Annotated in this window: 11 protein-coding genes; 6 read left to right on the top strand and 5 right to left on the bottom strand. The window is 45.2% G+C overall.

Going from position 1 to position 15275, the window contains the following annotated elements; all coding sequences use genetic code 11:
- Positions 1–65: 65 nt before the first annotated feature.
- From AB6F11_RS14115 to AB6F11_RS14140, 6 genes are all read left to right on the top strand, one after another.
- Positions 66–434, top strand: coding sequence for a YacL family protein (locus AB6F11_RS14115; protein WP_019824378.1), 369 nt, complete (start codon positions 66–68; stop codon positions 432–434).
- A 238-nt stretch (positions 435–672) separates the two neighbouring features.
- A complete protein-coding gene (glnK, locus tag AB6F11_RS14120; RefSeq protein ID WP_004738200.1) occupies positions 673–1011 on the top strand; it encodes a P-II family nitrogen regulator in 339 nt (112 codons plus the stop codon).
- A gap of 27 nt (positions 1012–1038) precedes the next feature.
- Positions 1039–2268 (top strand): ammonium transporter, encoded by a 1230-nt coding sequence (locus tag AB6F11_RS14125; RefSeq protein ID WP_017059420.1) that lies wholly within the window; start codon positions 1039–1041, stop codon positions 2266–2268.
- Between the two features lie 295 nt (positions 2269–2563).
- The gene (locus AB6F11_RS14130; RefSeq protein WP_017068889.1) at positions 2564–3577 is read left to right on the top strand and encodes a Fe(3+) ABC transporter substrate-binding protein; all 1014 of its coding nucleotides are present in this window, start codon (positions 2564–2566) and stop codon (positions 3575–3577) included.
- 244 nt (positions 3578–3821) lie between these two features.
- Positions 3822–5447 (top strand): iron ABC transporter permease, encoded by a 1626-nt coding sequence (locus AB6F11_RS14135; RefSeq protein ID WP_017068890.1) that lies wholly within the window; start codon positions 3822–3824, stop codon positions 5445–5447.
- Positions 5447–6475 (top strand): ABC transporter ATP-binding protein, encoded by a 1029-nt coding sequence (locus AB6F11_RS14140; RefSeq protein ID WP_102394603.1) that lies wholly within the window; start codon positions 5447–5449, stop codon positions 6473–6475. The genes AB6F11_RS14135 and AB6F11_RS14140 overlap by 1 nt, the downstream gene beginning before the upstream one ends.
- A 150-nt stretch (positions 6476–6625) precedes the next feature.
- On the opposite strand, the gene AB6F11_RS14145 is transcribed toward AB6F11_RS14140, so the two are convergent.
- The 5 genes from AB6F11_RS14145 to AB6F11_RS14165 form a co-directional block, all read right to left on the bottom strand.
- Positions 6626–8038: a phosphoglucomutase/phosphomannomutase family protein gene (locus tag AB6F11_RS14145; RefSeq protein WP_017072023.1), complete on the bottom strand. Its 1413-nt coding sequence runs from the start codon at positions 8036–8038 to the stop codon at positions 6626–6628.
- 74 nt (positions 8039–8112) lie between these two features.
- Positions 8113–10518 carry a GH36-type glycosyl hydrolase domain-containing protein gene (locus tag AB6F11_RS14150; RefSeq protein ID WP_102319895.1) on the bottom strand — a complete coding sequence of 802 codons (2406 nt, stop codon included), beginning with the start codon at positions 10516–10518 and terminating at the stop codon, positions 8113–8115.
- Between the two features lie 127 nt (positions 10519–10645).
- A complete protein-coding gene (locus tag AB6F11_RS14155; RefSeq protein ID WP_102394602.1) occupies positions 10646–12592 on the bottom strand; it encodes a beta-N-acetylhexosaminidase in 1947 nt (648 codons plus the stop codon).
- 12 nt (positions 12593–12604) lie between these two features.
- Positions 12605–13489 carry an N-acetylglucosamine kinase gene (locus AB6F11_RS14160; protein ID WP_102394601.1) on the bottom strand — a complete coding sequence of 295 codons (885 nt, stop codon included), beginning with the start codon at positions 13487–13489 and terminating at the stop codon, positions 12605–12607.
- A gap of 2 nt (positions 13490–13491) precedes the next feature.
- Positions 13492–15213, bottom strand: coding sequence for a glycoside hydrolase family 9 protein (locus AB6F11_RS14165; protein ID WP_102394600.1), 1722 nt, complete (start codon positions 15211–15213; stop codon positions 13492–13494).
- Positions 15214–15275: the final 62 nt, after the last annotated feature.

Genomic DNA, 15275 nt, shown 5'->3' on the forward strand with positions numbered 1-15275 from the left:
CTGACAAGACAATGGTATACTCAGAAATAGTATCGCTTGAGTATTAATGCAGTATAGGTTGAGTTATGGAGTTTGAATTTACTAGAAACACTCTAATGGGTGAATACTATGTGAAATGCAGCATGGGCCATGAGATTGTTGGCCGTTGGCTTCAAGAAGAGATCGGTAAAGATAAGCAAAAATTAGATCATGTGATGGCGTTGATTGAGCAATCTCGACAGGACTTGAGCAATGAAGTGACGTTGCTTGGCAAAGAGATTAGCCTTGCGATTAATGAAGACGAAGTAACGATTCAAGAAAACGTGTTAGCGCATGAGCAAGAGATGGAAGAGGGCAGTGAGTTCGACTTCTATAACTGTGAAAGCCAAGCAAGCTGTGGAATCGACGATTTCGAACTGCTCATCGAACGCTGGATGGATTTTTTAGGTTACTAGTCCTAAGACCTATTTGTTAGTCATTCAGAGCTTTGAAGGCTCCGTTGCCCAAAACTGGAGCAATAAGAGCATCGCGCATTAAGATAGTGAAAAGGCTGCACCATGTTGGTGCGGTCTTTTTCGTTATTACGACCTTATTATCTTAATCTTATTTAAAATCAAGCACTTAACTTTTTGGCACGCTACTTGGATTGTAATAAGAGAATTAACGGATTAAGTAAGAATTTAAGGAACGAATATGAAATTAATAAATGCCATTGTTAAGCCATTCAAATTAGACGATGTACGCGAAGCGCTCTCTGATGTGGGTATTGAAGGTATGACTGTTTCTGAAGTGAAAGGCTTTGGTCGTCAGAAGGGACATACTGAATTGTATCGTGGTGCAGAGTACCAAGTGGATTTCCTACCAAAGGTGAAGCTAGAGATTGCTACCCAAGCTGAGAATGTTGACCGAGTTGTTGAAGCGATTAGCCAAGCGGCACACACCGGAAAAATCGGCGACGGCAAAATTTTTGTGTATGACCTAAGCCAAGCCGTACGAATTCGTACTGGTGAAATGGATGCTGAAGCACTTTAAAGAATTACAAGGACTGGAGACTTTAATATGGAACTTACAACAACAGTAACGGAACTACGTTACGCACTAGACACTTTTTTCTTCCTCATTTCAGGTGCGTTGGTAATGTGGATGGCAGCAGGCTTCGCGATGTTAGAAGCTGGCCTAGTTCGTTCAAAGAACACCACAGAAATTTTAACTAAGAACATCTGTTTGTACGCAATTGCTTGTACTGCTTTCTTAGTGGTTGGTTACAACATCATGTATGTCGACAACGGTGAAGGCGGTTGGTTGCCATCATTTGGTACTCTAATTGGTACACAAGGTGAAGGCGCAGACCACTCTCTAGAATCAGACTTCTTCTTCCAGGTAGTATTCGTTGCAACAGCAATGTCTGTAGTATCTGGTGCGGTTGCTGAGCGTATGAAGCTTTGGTCATTCCTAATCTTCTCTGTAGTACTAACAGCGTTCATTTACCCTGTTGAAGGTTATTGGACTTGGGGCGGTGGTTTCCTATCAGAAGCGGGTTTCAGTGACTTCGCAGGTTCAGGTATCGTACACATGGCTGGTGCAGCAGCAGCGTTAGCTGGTGTTCTACTACTCGGTGCTCGTAAAGGTAAATACGGTAAGAACGGTGAAATCTACCCGATTCCTGGTTCAAACATGCCACTTGCAACGCTAGGTACATTTATCCTTTGGTTCGGTTGGTTCGGTTTCAACGGCGGTTCTCAACTGATGGTTTCGGATTTTGAGAACGCAACAGCAGTAGGTCAAATCTTCCTTAACACCAACGCAGCAGCAGCAGCAGGCGCAATTGCAGCACTACTAGTATGTAAAACAACTTGGGGTAAAGCAGACCTAACAATGATTCTTAACGGCGCGTTAGCTGGCCTAGTAGCAATCACTGCAGACCCTCTATCACCATCACCTCTATTTGCTGTAGCGATTGGTTCGGTATCTGGTGCATTGGTTGTATTCAGCATCATCGCTCTAGACAAAGCTAAGATTGATGATCCAGTAGGTGCTATCTCTGTACACGGTGTATGTGGTTTCTTCGGTCTAATGGCTGTGCCACTAAGCAACGCTGATGCAACGTTTGGTGCTCAGCTAATGGGTGCAGCAGTCATCTTTGCATGGGTATTCGGTGCTAGCCTAGCAGTATGGGCGGTGCTTAAAGCAACAATCGGTATCCGAGTAACGGAAGATGAAGAACTTGAAGGTATGGACATGCACGATTGTGGTGTCGGCGCTTACCCTGAGTTTGTATCAGTAAAATAATCAACAGTCGTCGCCTAATCTGAATGGGTTAGGTTGGACAAAGAAAGCCCCGCAACTCTTGTTGCGGGGCTTTGTTGTATTTACGGTTGCACAATATATAAACACGAACGTTGAAGTTAGGCTCATTGTTTAAGAGGAACGACAAGACACAAAGTTGAAATGGTTTGTTACAAAAGTGAGAGTTTGAATGGTCTGAGTAGACGGATTTTTTGTTGGTCGTCATTGTAATTATGTTAATGATGAATATAATAACGCAACTGATAGACATTATCATTTCGATATAAAGGATTTTACAATGAAGAAACTGCTAACACTTTCAGCTCTAGCGTGTGGTGTAATTGCCCCGACAGCAATGGCTGCGGAAGAAGTAAACGTATACTCTTACCGTCAACCTTTCCTAGTTGAACCAATGTTCAAGGAATTCACAAAAGAGACTGGCATTAAAGTAAACGTTAAGTTTGCTAAAAAAGGTTTAGCAGAAAAGTTAGCTCAAGAAGGCGAATACAGCCCTGCAGACGTAGTGTTAACTGTAGACATCAGTCGTCTATCTGAGCTAACTAAACAAGGTTTAGTTCAGTCTGTTGAAAGCGAAGTTCTTGAAAAGAATATTCCTGCTCAATACCAAGATACAAACAATGAGTGGTTCGCTCTAACAACACGTACACGTAGCGTTTACTCTTCTCGTGACCGTGTTGGTCGTCTAGGTGAGGAGTTTACTTACGAAGATCTAACTAAGCCTGAATTTAAAGGTAAGATCTGTACGCGTAGCGGTAAGCACCCATACAATGTTTCTCTAGTATCTTCGATGATCGCTCACAAAGGTGAAGCTGAAACGAAAGAGTGGCTAGAAGGCGTAAAAGCTAACCTAGCACGCAAGCCTCAAGGTAACGATCGTGCACAAGTTAAAGCGATTAAAGAAGGCCTATGTGATGTTGCTCTTGGTAACAGCTACTACCTAGGCAAGATGGTTAACGATAAAGAGCAAAAAGCTTGGGCTGACGCTGTTTACATTAACTTCCCTAACCAAGAGACAACGGGTACTCACGTGAATATCTCTGGTATGGCAATGGCTAAATACTCTCCAAACGAAGAGAATGCCGTTAAGCTAATGGAATTCCTATCGGGTAACACAGCACAAAGCATGTATGCAGAAGTGAACTATGAATACCCAGTGAAAGCTGATGTTAAACCTTCTGAGCTTGTTGCTTCATGGGGTGAATTCAAAGCAGATACAATTTCTCTAGACCAAATTGCTGACCACCACGCAGCAGCAATTAAACTATTAGACGAAGTTAAGTTCGATCTTTAATTTATTACTGTAGGCTTCGGCCCAAGTAAAATGACAACCTCAAGTCGCCATTTTCGGTCACTTGGGGTTGTTTGTTTTGGAAAATCACTTTTTGATACAAAGCTCGCCGTCGATCCCTTGAGTTATTAGCATCTCACCTTGAAGTCATTACAGTATATGGGTATAAATAACCCCACCATTAAAAGGACATGAGATGTATTTGCAAATGCATTTGTGTTTCATTAAGCCTCTTTGTAGTTAGGCGATGAAAGAAAAGAATTATTTATGGAACACCAGTAGCGGCATTATTGCTGTATTACTGGTTTTACCGATCTTAGCGATTTTTACGACGGCTGTTGGAGAAACAGATGAGCTATTTTCTCATCTGATGTCCACAGTAATGCCCACCTATGCTTACAATACGGTGGTTTTAGTCATGGGAACCTTATTCCTGTCTTTGGTTTTTGGTATTCCGTCTGCTTGGATTATGGCAATGTGCCGTGTTCCGGGAGAGCGGGTTTTGCAATGGGCGCTAGTACTGCCATTAGCAATGCCAGGCTATATTGTTGGGTATATATTCACCGATTGGTTCGACTTTGCTGGGCCTGTTCAAGTTCTACTGCGAGATCTTACTGGGTGGGGACCCGGTGAGTATTGGTTCCCGGATATTAGAACCTTATCTGGTGCTATTATTGTTCTGTCTCTCGTTCTCTATCCTTATGTTTACTTGCTGTGCCGCGCCGCATTTATGGAGCAAAACGTCTCCTTACTGCAATCCGCTCGGTTGCTAAAATGCTCACCTTGGGAAAGCTTTCGTCGTATCTCGTTGCCACTTGTTCGCCCATCAATGGCGGTAGGTCTATCGCTTGTTGCGATGGAAACTATCGGTGATTTTGGTACCGTGAGTTACTTTGCAGTCAACACTTTAACGACAGCGGTTTACGATACCTGGTTAGGTTATTCAAGTTTAACGGCTGCTGCGAAAATATCGGCAATTATGCTAGTTATCGTGATCTTGCTGTTGAGTTCAGAGCGCTACAGTCGTCGTAAACAGAAACTGTTCCAGAATCAATTCAGCAGTCGTGAAGACTTTCGTTACGACCTATCCGGTTGGAAGAAGTGGTTGGCACTGTTTTGGTGCTGGGGATTAGTGTGCGTTGCATTCTTATTCCCTCTGGGTCAGTTGATGATCTATGCCTACAAATACTTTGCACAAAGTTGGACGCCTGAATTCAGAGAGTATGCTGTTAACAGTCTTTATGTGTCAGTAATCGCGGCGATTATTGGCGTTATCATTGCGATGATTGTGAACTTTAATCAACGTGTCAGCCCGAGTAAGAAAAATCAGGCTTACATGCGTATTGCTTCGATGGGCTATGCTGTTCCAGGCACTGTGTTGGCGATTGGTGTGATGGTGCCTGTGTTGTTCATGGATCACTTAGTCAATGATATTGCCAAAGTGATGGAGTGGGGACGTCCGGGGCTGATTTTCTCTGGTTCCATGTTTGCGCTTATCTTTGCAATGGTGGTGCGTTTTTCTGCAGTGGCGATTGGCAGTATTGAAAGTAGCTTGAGTAAAGTATCTCCTTCATTGGATATGGCTTCTAAAACCATGGGTTGCAATACCAACCAGATGTTACGTCGTGTTCATTTACCTTTGATTAAACGCGGCGCGCTGATCGCCGGTTTACTGGTGTTTATCGAATCAATGAAAGAGCTAAATGCGGCATTGCTGCTGCGTCCTTTCAACTTCGAAACATTAGCGACCTATGTTTATAACTATGCCTCAGATGAGCACCTCGAATTGGCGGCGATGCCTGCTGTATTACTGGTGTTAGTAGGTTTAATTCCTCTGATCATCGTAAACCGTTCTTTGGAGCAGAAACACTAATGAGTTGTGCATTATCAATTAAAGATCTGACTTGTAAGTATGAGTCGCAAACCATCTTGGAAGCGCTCTCGTTAGAAGTTGAGCATGGTGAAATTGTTTGTCTTCTTGGTGCAAGTGGTTGCGGGAAAACCACCTTACTTAAGGCGATTGCTGGCCTGCTTCCATTGAGTAGTGGCGTAATGAGTTTAAACTGTCAAACCATCGATGATGGCGATAATTGGTTGCCACCGGAGCAACGAAATATCGGTATGATTTTCCAAGACTACGCTCTGTTCCCGCACTTGACGGTCAACCAGAACGTTGGCTTTGGACTAAAAGAACTCTCAGAGCAGCAAAAGAAAGAGAAAGTTCAAGAGATGTTAGAGTTGGTTCATTTAGATGAGTATGGTGAACGATACCCGCATCAACTTTCTGGTGGTCAACAGCAGCGTGTTGCGATTGCCCGATCTTTGGCATACAAGCCTGACTTACTGCTGTTAGATGAACCATTCTCGAACATTGACACTCAAGTTCGTCATGAGCTGATTTCTCAAATTCGTAAGATCTTTAAGAAGCAGGGTGTGACCGCTATTTTTGTGACTCACAGTCGCGAAGAGGCATTTGCTTTTGCAGATAAGATGGCTGTGATGAACCATGGTGTGATTGAACAGTATGGTTCGGCATCTGAGTTGTATTTCCACCCTTCGAGTAAGTTCGTTGCTGATTTCTTGGGTGGCGGTAGCTACTTAAAGGCACAGCGTATTTCGGAGCATGAATTTGAAACCAGTTTGGGTATGGTTGAAGCCAAACCGCAAACGGAGATTGAGTTCGGCAATACATGTGAGCTTCTGCTAAGGCCCCAGCATATCCAAGCAAGTTACGAGCAAGATAGTGCTATTTCGGTGCTAGAACAGCAATTTATGGGTGATCACTGTCGTTATGTAATCGAAGCGCATGGTCAGAAGTTATTAGCAACCTCGTCAGAAGCACTTGAAGTGGGTATGCCGGTCAACGTAAAAGTCGATACCAAAGGCGTATTGGCTTTTTAAAGAGATATAACGCGATACTAATCGTTACAAGAATCGCGATAAAAAAGCCCAGCACTTTAATCAAAGTACTGGGCAAGAGTTCTTCACTTATAGGCTTTAACAAGGCAGTGATTTGTTAAGTCCCATACAAAACTGCTGCACTCTATAAGCCTATAGAGAGAGGAAGTCTTTCACTTTTTGAAGAACACGTTCTGCAGTGTCTTTATCTTCCATTTCTGCGAAGATTCGTAGTAACGGCTCTGTTCCTGAGAAGCGAGCAATGACCCAGCCGCCATTCTTGAAGTACACCTTGGCACCATCTTCATAGCTGACTCTTTCAATTTCGTATTCAAATTCAGGCAGTTGCTTCTCGACGTAGATCTTAGTGTAGAGCGCTTCTTTCTCTGAAGGTTTAAACTTATAATCGCCTTCTGCGGTGTAGGCATAGCCATATTTAGAGTAAATCTCATCAAGTAATTCAGACAGCTTCTTGCCTGTCACACTGATCATCTCAACCAGTAAGCTTGAAGCAAATACGCCATCCTTACCTTTGATATGACCACGAATGGTTAAACCCCCCGAACTTTCGCCGCCAATCAGAGAGTCATCGGCCTCCATTTGTGAGCTGATGTGCTTAAAGCCTACAGGAACCTCAAAGCTCTTCTCACCATGATCCGCCGCGACTTTATCCAGTAGATGTGTGGTTGCGATGTTACGAACGACAGAGCCCTTCCAACCTTTGTATTCCAGCAAGTAGTAGTAAAGTAGGAGTAGTACTTCGTTAGGGTGAATGAAGTGACCTTTCTCATCGATGATTCCCAAACGGTCGGCATCGCCATCAGTACCAATACCAATGTCATAGCCTTCTGCTGCAACTAAGTGCTTCAAGCGATAGAGCGTTGCTGCGCTAGGAGAAGGCATTAGGCCACCGAAGTCTGGGTTTTTACCATCGTTGATTACGTCGACATCACAACGACCGTTGATAAGAACCGTTTGCAGAGCGTTTTTCGCCACACCAAACATTGGGTCGATCAGCACGCGTAGATTCGCTTTCTTAATCGATTCAATATCGATGGCATTAATGATGGAATCAACAAAGGCGTTCATCGGGTTGATGATTTCGATCTCTTTGTCATTCAACGCTTGCTCGAAATCGACACGAATAATATCTTCGTTGGTCAGTGTTGCGATTTGCTGTTCGATCTTCTCTGTGATGATCTCATCAGCATCACGGCCACCTTCAATGAATACCTTGATGCCATTGTAATCGGCTGGGTTGTGAGAGGCGGTAATACACGCCGAGTAGGTGCATCCCATCTCTTTTGCTTGGAACATCACGATAGGTGTTGGAACAAACTTATCGATGAAGCTTACTTTGATGTTGTTCGCCGCAAGTACTTCTGCAAACCAACATGCGGCTTTATCGGAAAGGAAACGACGGTCATAGCCGATCACAAACCCATTCTTGGCTGCATCTTCGTTGTTGATGATGTTAGCGAGTGCTTGCGCTACCAAACGGACGTTTTCTCTAGTGAACTCCTCACCAATGAAAGCGCGCCAGCCACCTGTACCAAATTTAATCATTAGAAAATCCTTTTAGTCTCATTGTCTCAAGCCTGTAAAGACTTGAGACAAGAGCTGTTCGTTAAATTGCGTGACTAGCCTAGAACAACGACAACATCGTTCACGCTGCCTTCTGCTTGTACTGGGATAGCGCCTTCAACTGATTCACCATTGATAGTGATAGAGGCAACGCCTTTGCTTACTGCATTCGGGTTTTGCACTGTGATGTTATAAGTCGCGCCACGCCATTGACGAGTAACCTCGAATTCTGGCCAATCAGTCGGGATACAAGGATCAACCGTTAAGCCTTCAAAGCCGGTACGAACACCAAGAATGAAGTTGGTTACCGCGAAGTAAGCCCAACCAGAGGTACCGGTTAACCAAGGGTGGTTTGCACGGCCGTGGTCTTGGTGATCTTTACCCATGATGAACTGCACGTACGAGTATGGTTCTGCGTAGCGTGTTTCAATCATGTCATTTTGGTTGTATGGGTTTAGTGCGTCGTAGAATTTCATCGCACGGTCACCACGGCCTAGCTTCGCTTCTGCCACCCAGGCCCATGGGTTAGGGTGAGAGAAGATTGCGCCGTTCTCTTTTACGCCTTGGTAAACGCGAGTTACGAAGCCGATATCATCGTTTGGTGTTGCAAATGATGGAGAGTTTAGGTGTAGGCCGTATTCAGAGAATAGGTTCTCATCGACTGCGTCCATCGCTTTCTCACCGCGTTCTTGAGATACCGCACCAGATAGAACCGCGAGCGTGTTTGACTCAAGGTGCACACGACCTTCAGCTTGTTGTGCTGTACCGATCTTGTCGCCATTTTTAGTCAGACCACGGATGTACCAGCCACCTTCGTCATCCCAAAGATGCGTTTCACATGCTTCGCGAACGTTAGCAGCCATTTCAGTGTATTTCGCAACGTCAGCATCGTTATTACGGAACTTAGCAAGATCTAGGAATTCTTGTAGCGCCCAGAAGTGTAGGAATGAAACCATTGATGATTCACCGCCACCTAGGTTCAAACAGTCATTCCAGTCAGCACGAAGGCCTTTACAAATACCCGTTTGACCCACGTATTCAGCAGAGAAGTTCAGTGCCGCTTTCATGTGTTCGTAAACTGTCGCGTCGCCACCGTCTGCGTATGGGATCACTTCATCAAAGAAGTCGTGCTCACCGGTTTCCATTACGTATTTGATAATGGTCGGAACGATCCATAGGTGGTCATCAGAACAGGTATCGTCAATGCCGTGGATCTTGTCGTCATCTGACGGTGTTGGAACAACTGTTGGTGATTTTGATGGCTCAACGTCGGCTTTCTCTGGATCGAACCAGTCAGGATCGAACAAGTGTAGACCGTAGCCCGCTTTCACTTGGCCGCGAAGCAGGTCGATAATACGTTTCTTGGTCATTTGTGGGTTGGCATGGGGTACTGAAATAGCATCTTGAGCCGTATCACGGTAACCAAGACCAGTACGACCGCCAACTTCGATGAATGATGCAAAGCGTGACCAAACCACACAGGTTTCCGCTTGGTATAGCGTCCACGTGTTGATCATTGTGTCTAAGCCTTCGTTTGGCGACTTAACTTGGAATTTGTTGCAACGCTCGTCCCAGTGATCTTTGATGCCTTGGAAAGCGGCGTCTACGTTTGCTGTGTCTTGGTACTTCTCACGTAGGCGTTCACCGTTGCCTTTACCGATACCGAGTACATACGCAAAGCGAACTTCTTCACCGGGTTGAATCGTAAATTGCTTGTGCAGAGAGCCACAATGGTTGTAACAAGTTTGAGCGCTGTTAGAACACTTACCGTTTTCAACCGCAATTGGATTTGCTTCATCACGGTACATACCAAGGAAGTTGTCACGTTGGCCATCGTAGCTGTCTGGTGAGAAAGTTGAAGCTAGGTAGTAGAAGCCTTCAAAGTCGTTAGTGTTGTAGTACAGGTCGTATTCCAGAACACCTTCTTGGTAAGACGTGCCCGCAGAGTACAAAGACATCTGATGGTTTTGATTGTCTGATTGAATATGGCTGAAAGAGAACTCAACAAACGAGAAAGTGCTGATAGTACGTGGCTTGTCAGTGTTGTTCTTTAATACAACGTCCCAAACTTCTGCATCTTCACCCTTAGGTACGAATAGCGTCTTGGTTGCGGTAATGCCGCTGTATTCACATTTGAATTTTGAGTATGACAGGCCGTGACGAACTTCGTAGTTCGCTTCATCTAGGCTCTTTGCCACTGGTTGCCAAGAGATAGACCAGTAATCACCCGTCTCATCATCACGCAGGTAAACATAGTGTCCTGGGCGGTCAAAGGTGCCGTTTGGACGGAACTTAGTAACACGGTTGTATTCCGGAGAATTGTAGAACGAGTAACCGCCCGCATTGTGCGAAATCACGGTACAAAACTTTTCAGTACCTAGGTAGTTTGTCCAAGGTGCTGGTACATCAGGGCGAGTGATGACGTATTCGCGATTGTCGTTATCGAAATAGCCGTATTTCATTGTCATTTCCTTTTTAACAAACTGCATCTATGCAGCTAATTTTTAAATAGTGATGCTGAGTCGTATCTAACTGAGCACCTTAATTTGAGTCAGCAACCACTCGATATGAGTGTCGCTTTGGTTTGTTTTATTGAGCTTTCCAAGGGCTGCGATAATCAACATTGAGTTTGTCGAGTAATGGCAGATGCCCCTTTAGGCGAGATAGGTAATCTAGCCAGTTTCGGTTGTTTTTATGTGTCCAACATCCTTCAGCTAAAGCGCTAATTCTTGGGAATACCATGTAATCCATACGCTTTTGGTTGGTGACGATCTCACACCATAGAGCACACTGAATTCCGCGGATCCGCTTACGAATTGGGTCGGTGTCGGATATCTCAGCAAGTGCTTCGTAGGTATAAGCTTGTTCTAATGGGATAACGGCAGCCCAATCTACGCCCGGTTCTTCCGGTGCATAATCTTGGGTCATGTCGAGATAGGTAAACTGTGCAGGTTGCAACACCACATCAAAGCCTTGGCGAGCGCAATTGACAGCCGCTTCTTCACTGAGCCATGAGTAGATGATGGTCTCTTTACTCACTTTGTCGCCGTGCTGTGCTTCTTCCCAGCCGACCATGCGTTTGCCGAGTTGCTTAAGCTTGTTTTCGGCATAGCGGAATAGGTGACCTTGTAGGTCTTTGCTGTCTTGGTACTGGTGTTCTTTCATCAACGCTTGAGCAGCAGGGCTGTTGCTCCACACTCCCGGTGGCACTTCGTCTGCACCCATGTGAATTAATTCGCTCGGGAACAGCTCTGCGACTTCTTCAATAACTGCATCTAGAAATTGGTAAGTGCCTGGTAAACCTGGGTTTAGGACGTTGTCGTTGTAGTGCTGAATGCTTTTGTATTGAGTAGTGTCAGCTTGCTCTACCAACATGTCAGGCAGTGATTTGATTGCGGCACGGCAGTGTCCCGGAATATCGATCTCTGGGATCACCGTGATGCTGCGTTGCTCTGCATATTCAATGACTTCACGAATTTGTTGTTGCGTGTAGAAGCCGCCGTAGTTTTCCGCAATGTGGGTATATTGCGGCTCTAGTGCATGATCAGGGCCACGCCAAGCGCCAATTTCTGTTAGCTGTGGCAGGCTCTTTATCTCAATTCTCCAACCTTCATCGTCAGTTAGGTGCCAATGAAATACGTTGAACTTGTAGTGCGCCAGTTGATTGATTAAACGCTTCACTTGCTCTACTGAGTGGAAGTGACGAGCGCAGTCCAACATCATGCCGCGGTACTTAAAGCGCGGTTGGTCGGCTATCTTGCAACATGGTAGAGAGAAGTTCTCTGCGTCCAGTTGTTGAACTAGTTGAATCAAGCTTGCCACAGCGTGTGTAAAGCCCGACTGGCTGCCTGATTCAGCAATAATCTGTTGTGCAGTGATGGTCAGTTTGTATTCGGCTTCATCTAACGTCGGGTTGCTGCGAAATAGAATGTTGCCGCTTTCGTCTTTTGAAAGTTCAGCTGAAAGCGCGGTCGAAAGAGACAGCTCAAAGGTCGAGAGCAACTCTTGCTGGAACCAAGAGACTGCCTTATCAGCAAGATGAGATTGAACCTCAATTCTGCAGTCGTTATTTAGCGCGAAACTACCTTGCTGAAATTCGATCTGATTAGGCTGAGGAATCAATGCAATCTCAGCAGCGTTAACTTCAGGTATTTGATTGCGTTCACGGTATGGCGAAGCCAGTACTATGGGTGATATCGCGACAGGCAGTACCGATGTTTCTCCATCATTATGTGACTGGATAAAGGCATCGTTAAGGCCATCAGAATAGAAGCGGAATGGTGCGCTTTGAATACTGAATTCAAGGTAGTAATGGTTGTTGGCCTTTAACACTGACGAACTTGGTGTGAATGAGCAAAAGCTGCCAACTTGAGTCAGCTCTCCTTGCGATAAACTCTCTGGAAGGATGAATCGGTCAAAGGCAAAGTGCAGAGACCAATCTTTTACGTCGAGGTCACTTAAGTTATGTACCGTAAGGCCAAATCGGCAGTTATTTTTTTGTTCAGAAAGAACAGCTAAGTCGATGCGATAATTCATATAACTTCCCTGCTAAGCCTGTTGATACAAGTTGTGTTGTGGTTTTCCGGCAAACATCAATGCGCCTTCAATAGCGTCGAATTGAGGTTTAACGATCCATTGCTGTACTGGTGGTGATAGCCAGTTGAGAATTCGCTCTGCGATACTTCCCATCAGGCATACCTTGTCCGCACCTTTGTGATGCAGTGCTAGTACAAACATTTCGATATCAGCGGCGGTTTGCTTGAGCATCTCGATAGCCAGTTCGTCACCTTCGTTAGCGAGTTGAAAAATAACTGGTGAGAATTGACCGTAATCCTTTGGAATAGCACCTTTTGACCATTCGACAATGGCATCCACATCATTATTAAAGTGATTCATCACATGTAGAGTCAGCGGGGTTTTGTTGCGAATACCGTCTTCTGCAAGCAAGACTTGTTGAATCAAACGTAAGCCCATGACTGCGCCGCCGCCTTGATCTGAAATCGGAAATTCACGACCGCCAACCACATATTGCTCACCGTCTTTTAGGAAGATACCGCAAGAACCCGTACCACCGATCATGATTGCGCCGTCTTGGCCATTGTGAGCACCAATGCAAGCGCCATAAGCGTCGGTATTTAGTGTCATGCTTGCGAAAGGGTGTGGTTGAGCCATGAAGTCGAACCATGCTGATTTTTGCTCAGCGCCAGCCAGCGCTAGGCCAACATGCATATTTGAAAAATGGTCTGAGTTGAGTTGCCCTTGTTGTGCCGCTTTTGTGATGGCATCAATAATTGAGCTCATCGCAACATCAACACCCAAAAGGATGTTGGCACTGCCACTTTTCGCTTCACCAATCAGTTTGCCTTGAGCGTCACGAATACGAGCACGACAAGAAGTACCACCACCATCAATACCGACGTAGTAAAGAGTCATTATTATTGCTCCTTACGCTGAGCTAAGAAGTTGAACTGTGCAGCGGTTGCTAATAAGAACCACGCACCATGAGGGATCCATTGCTCACCCCAGCGCCAGTTTTGAAGCATGTCATCTTTTTGTGCTGGTGGATTGAACGCAATGTCTTGTTCATCTTCAAAACCAGCTGTGATGCCATTACAGATACCGCCTTTCGCATTGAAGAACCCAAGCTGAGGTAGGTAGTCTGGGTTGTTATGGCCATGACCATCGAGCATGCACATGTGGTATGGGTTGAGGCCCAAGATCCAATCAAGGCTATTTTGTGAAAGCTGGATTAAGCGCTCTTGAAGTTCGCTATCTTTAATGTGCGGTTGAACTAGGTAAGCCATGGTTGCGAGTGAGCCAAGGCGTGCGTTCTCGCCTTGCCACCAGTAACCGGTTTCGTTCTGTTGAGCGACGAAGAAGGCATCACGTTTATCACCATCGACAGATTTAACGTATTGTCTTGGATAGCCAAATGGGTTGGTGACTTTGTCGGTGATGTTGATTTCGAACTGACAAGCTTGTTCAACAACTGTGCGCGCCTGTTCTTTTAATTCAGCATCGGTTTCATTGTCGATGTATTCACATAGTGCAATCACAGGAAGACCGGCTTCAGCTGCGTGAAAGTATGGACGAGAGCCATCAGAGTTTGCCGACCAGAAGTGCTCAAATGAATCATCGGATTGCTGACGAGAGATTAAACGAGTCGCCCAAGTTCTTGCTTCTGATAGGTATTGCTGGTCTTGTGTTACGCGATACAGCTCATTGGCTGCGAGTAGGGCGCAATACTCATCGATGATGTTCTCTTCACCATCGTTTAGATACTGGAGGTTGTACTCTTTTAGATGCCAGTAACCCTTAACCGCCATTTCAAGGTATGTGTGGCTCGAGTAGCTGCCAGAGATTTCAAGCTCAGAAGCTGCGGCTAATGCTGCGATAGCAACACCTGCACCTTGTCGGTAGCCCGCTTGTAAGTCCGTTGATTTATGACCTTCTTGAGTCGCATAAGCGCAGATATCGCGTTGGTTGATATCTTTGCTCCATTTGTCGAATACCGTCATATAGAAGTATCCGTCAGCGTCTTGCATACGCACTAAGAAGTCGGCACCGAACAGAGCCTCTTCCGTTAGACGAGTCATGGAGAATTTCGGGAAGTCTGGGTTATGGCCAGTCAAGCGTACGCTTTTTAGCATGTTCCAAACGACCATCGGAATTTGTTGTGGGTTTAGGTAGTTACCATAAGACAGGTGGCTAAAATACTTACTGACATCACCTGATGCGTCATACCATCCACCGTGGACATCGACGTATAGGTCGGTACCTAGAATTTGTGCTTGTCGATCTTTTTTGTCGAAAATCCCGCCACAGCGTTGTGACTTAAAGTAATGAAGCACATCAGAAAACGTGTGGTTCATTAATAGGTTGCTACCAATCTCAAATACTTCTGAACGCAGGTTGTCAAAACGTAGGTAGTAGCGACCAGATTCAGTGACTGAACTGAAATCAATAGTGAAGAATTGCCCTTGATGCCAATTTGCTACGCGGCCTTGTTTAACCACATCAAAATTTCCGACAGTCATATGGTTGTCAGCACAGACGAGTAGAGCCGTAGTGCTTGATAGGCGAGCTTTCTTAGTTTGTAGGATAGCTTGCTTCGGGCCTGTGGACTCATAGCCAATATGGTTGGTCAATAACAGCATCAATATTCTCCGACAGTCCTAGTTTCTATTGGCTAGGTACTTGAATGTTTTGGATATAAATA

Source organism: Vibrio sp. 10N.247.311.14 (genome assembly GCF_041467715.1).
Classification (GTDB): domain Bacteria; phylum Pseudomonadota; class Gammaproteobacteria; order Enterobacterales; family Vibrionaceae; genus Vibrio; species Vibrio crassostreae_C.

Coding starts and splice junctions, on each gene's coding strand:
- AB6F11_RS14145 (WP_017072023.1), bottom strand. CDS start 8,038: ATGATTAAATTTGGTACAGGTGGCTGGCGCGCTTTCATTGGTGAGGAG.
- AB6F11_RS14115 (WP_019824378.1), top strand. CDS start 66: ATGGAGTTTGAATTTACTAGAAACACTCTAATGGGTGAATACTATGTG.
- AB6F11_RS14155 (WP_102394602.1), bottom strand. CDS start 12,592: ATGAATTATCGCATCGACTTAGCTGTTCTTTCTGAACAAAAAAATAAC.
- AB6F11_RS14125 (WP_017059420.1), top strand. CDS start 1,039: ATGGAACTTACAACAACAGTAACGGAACTACGTTACGCACTAGACACT.
- AB6F11_RS14130 (WP_017068889.1), top strand. CDS start 2,564: ATGAAGAAACTGCTAACACTTTCAGCTCTAGCGTGTGGTGTAATTGCC.
- AB6F11_RS14160 (WP_102394601.1), bottom strand. CDS start 13,489: ATGACTCTTTACTACGTCGGTATTGATGGTGGTGGTACTTCTTGTCGT.
- AB6F11_RS14140 (WP_102394603.1), top strand. CDS start 5,447: ATGAGTTGTGCATTATCAATTAAAGATCTGACTTGTAAGTATGAGTCG.
- glnK (WP_004738200.1), top strand. CDS start 673: ATGAAATTAATAAATGCCATTGTTAAGCCATTCAAATTAGACGATGTA.
- AB6F11_RS14150 (WP_102319895.1), bottom strand. CDS start 10,518: ATGAAATACGGCTATTTCGATAACGACAATCGCGAATACGTCATCACT.
- AB6F11_RS14135 (WP_017068890.1), top strand. CDS start 3,822: ATGAAAGAAAAGAATTATTTATGGAACACCAGTAGCGGCATTATTGCT.
- AB6F11_RS14165 (WP_102394600.1), bottom strand. CDS start 15,213: ATGCTGTTATTGACCAACCATATTGGCTATGAGTCCACAGGCCCGAAG.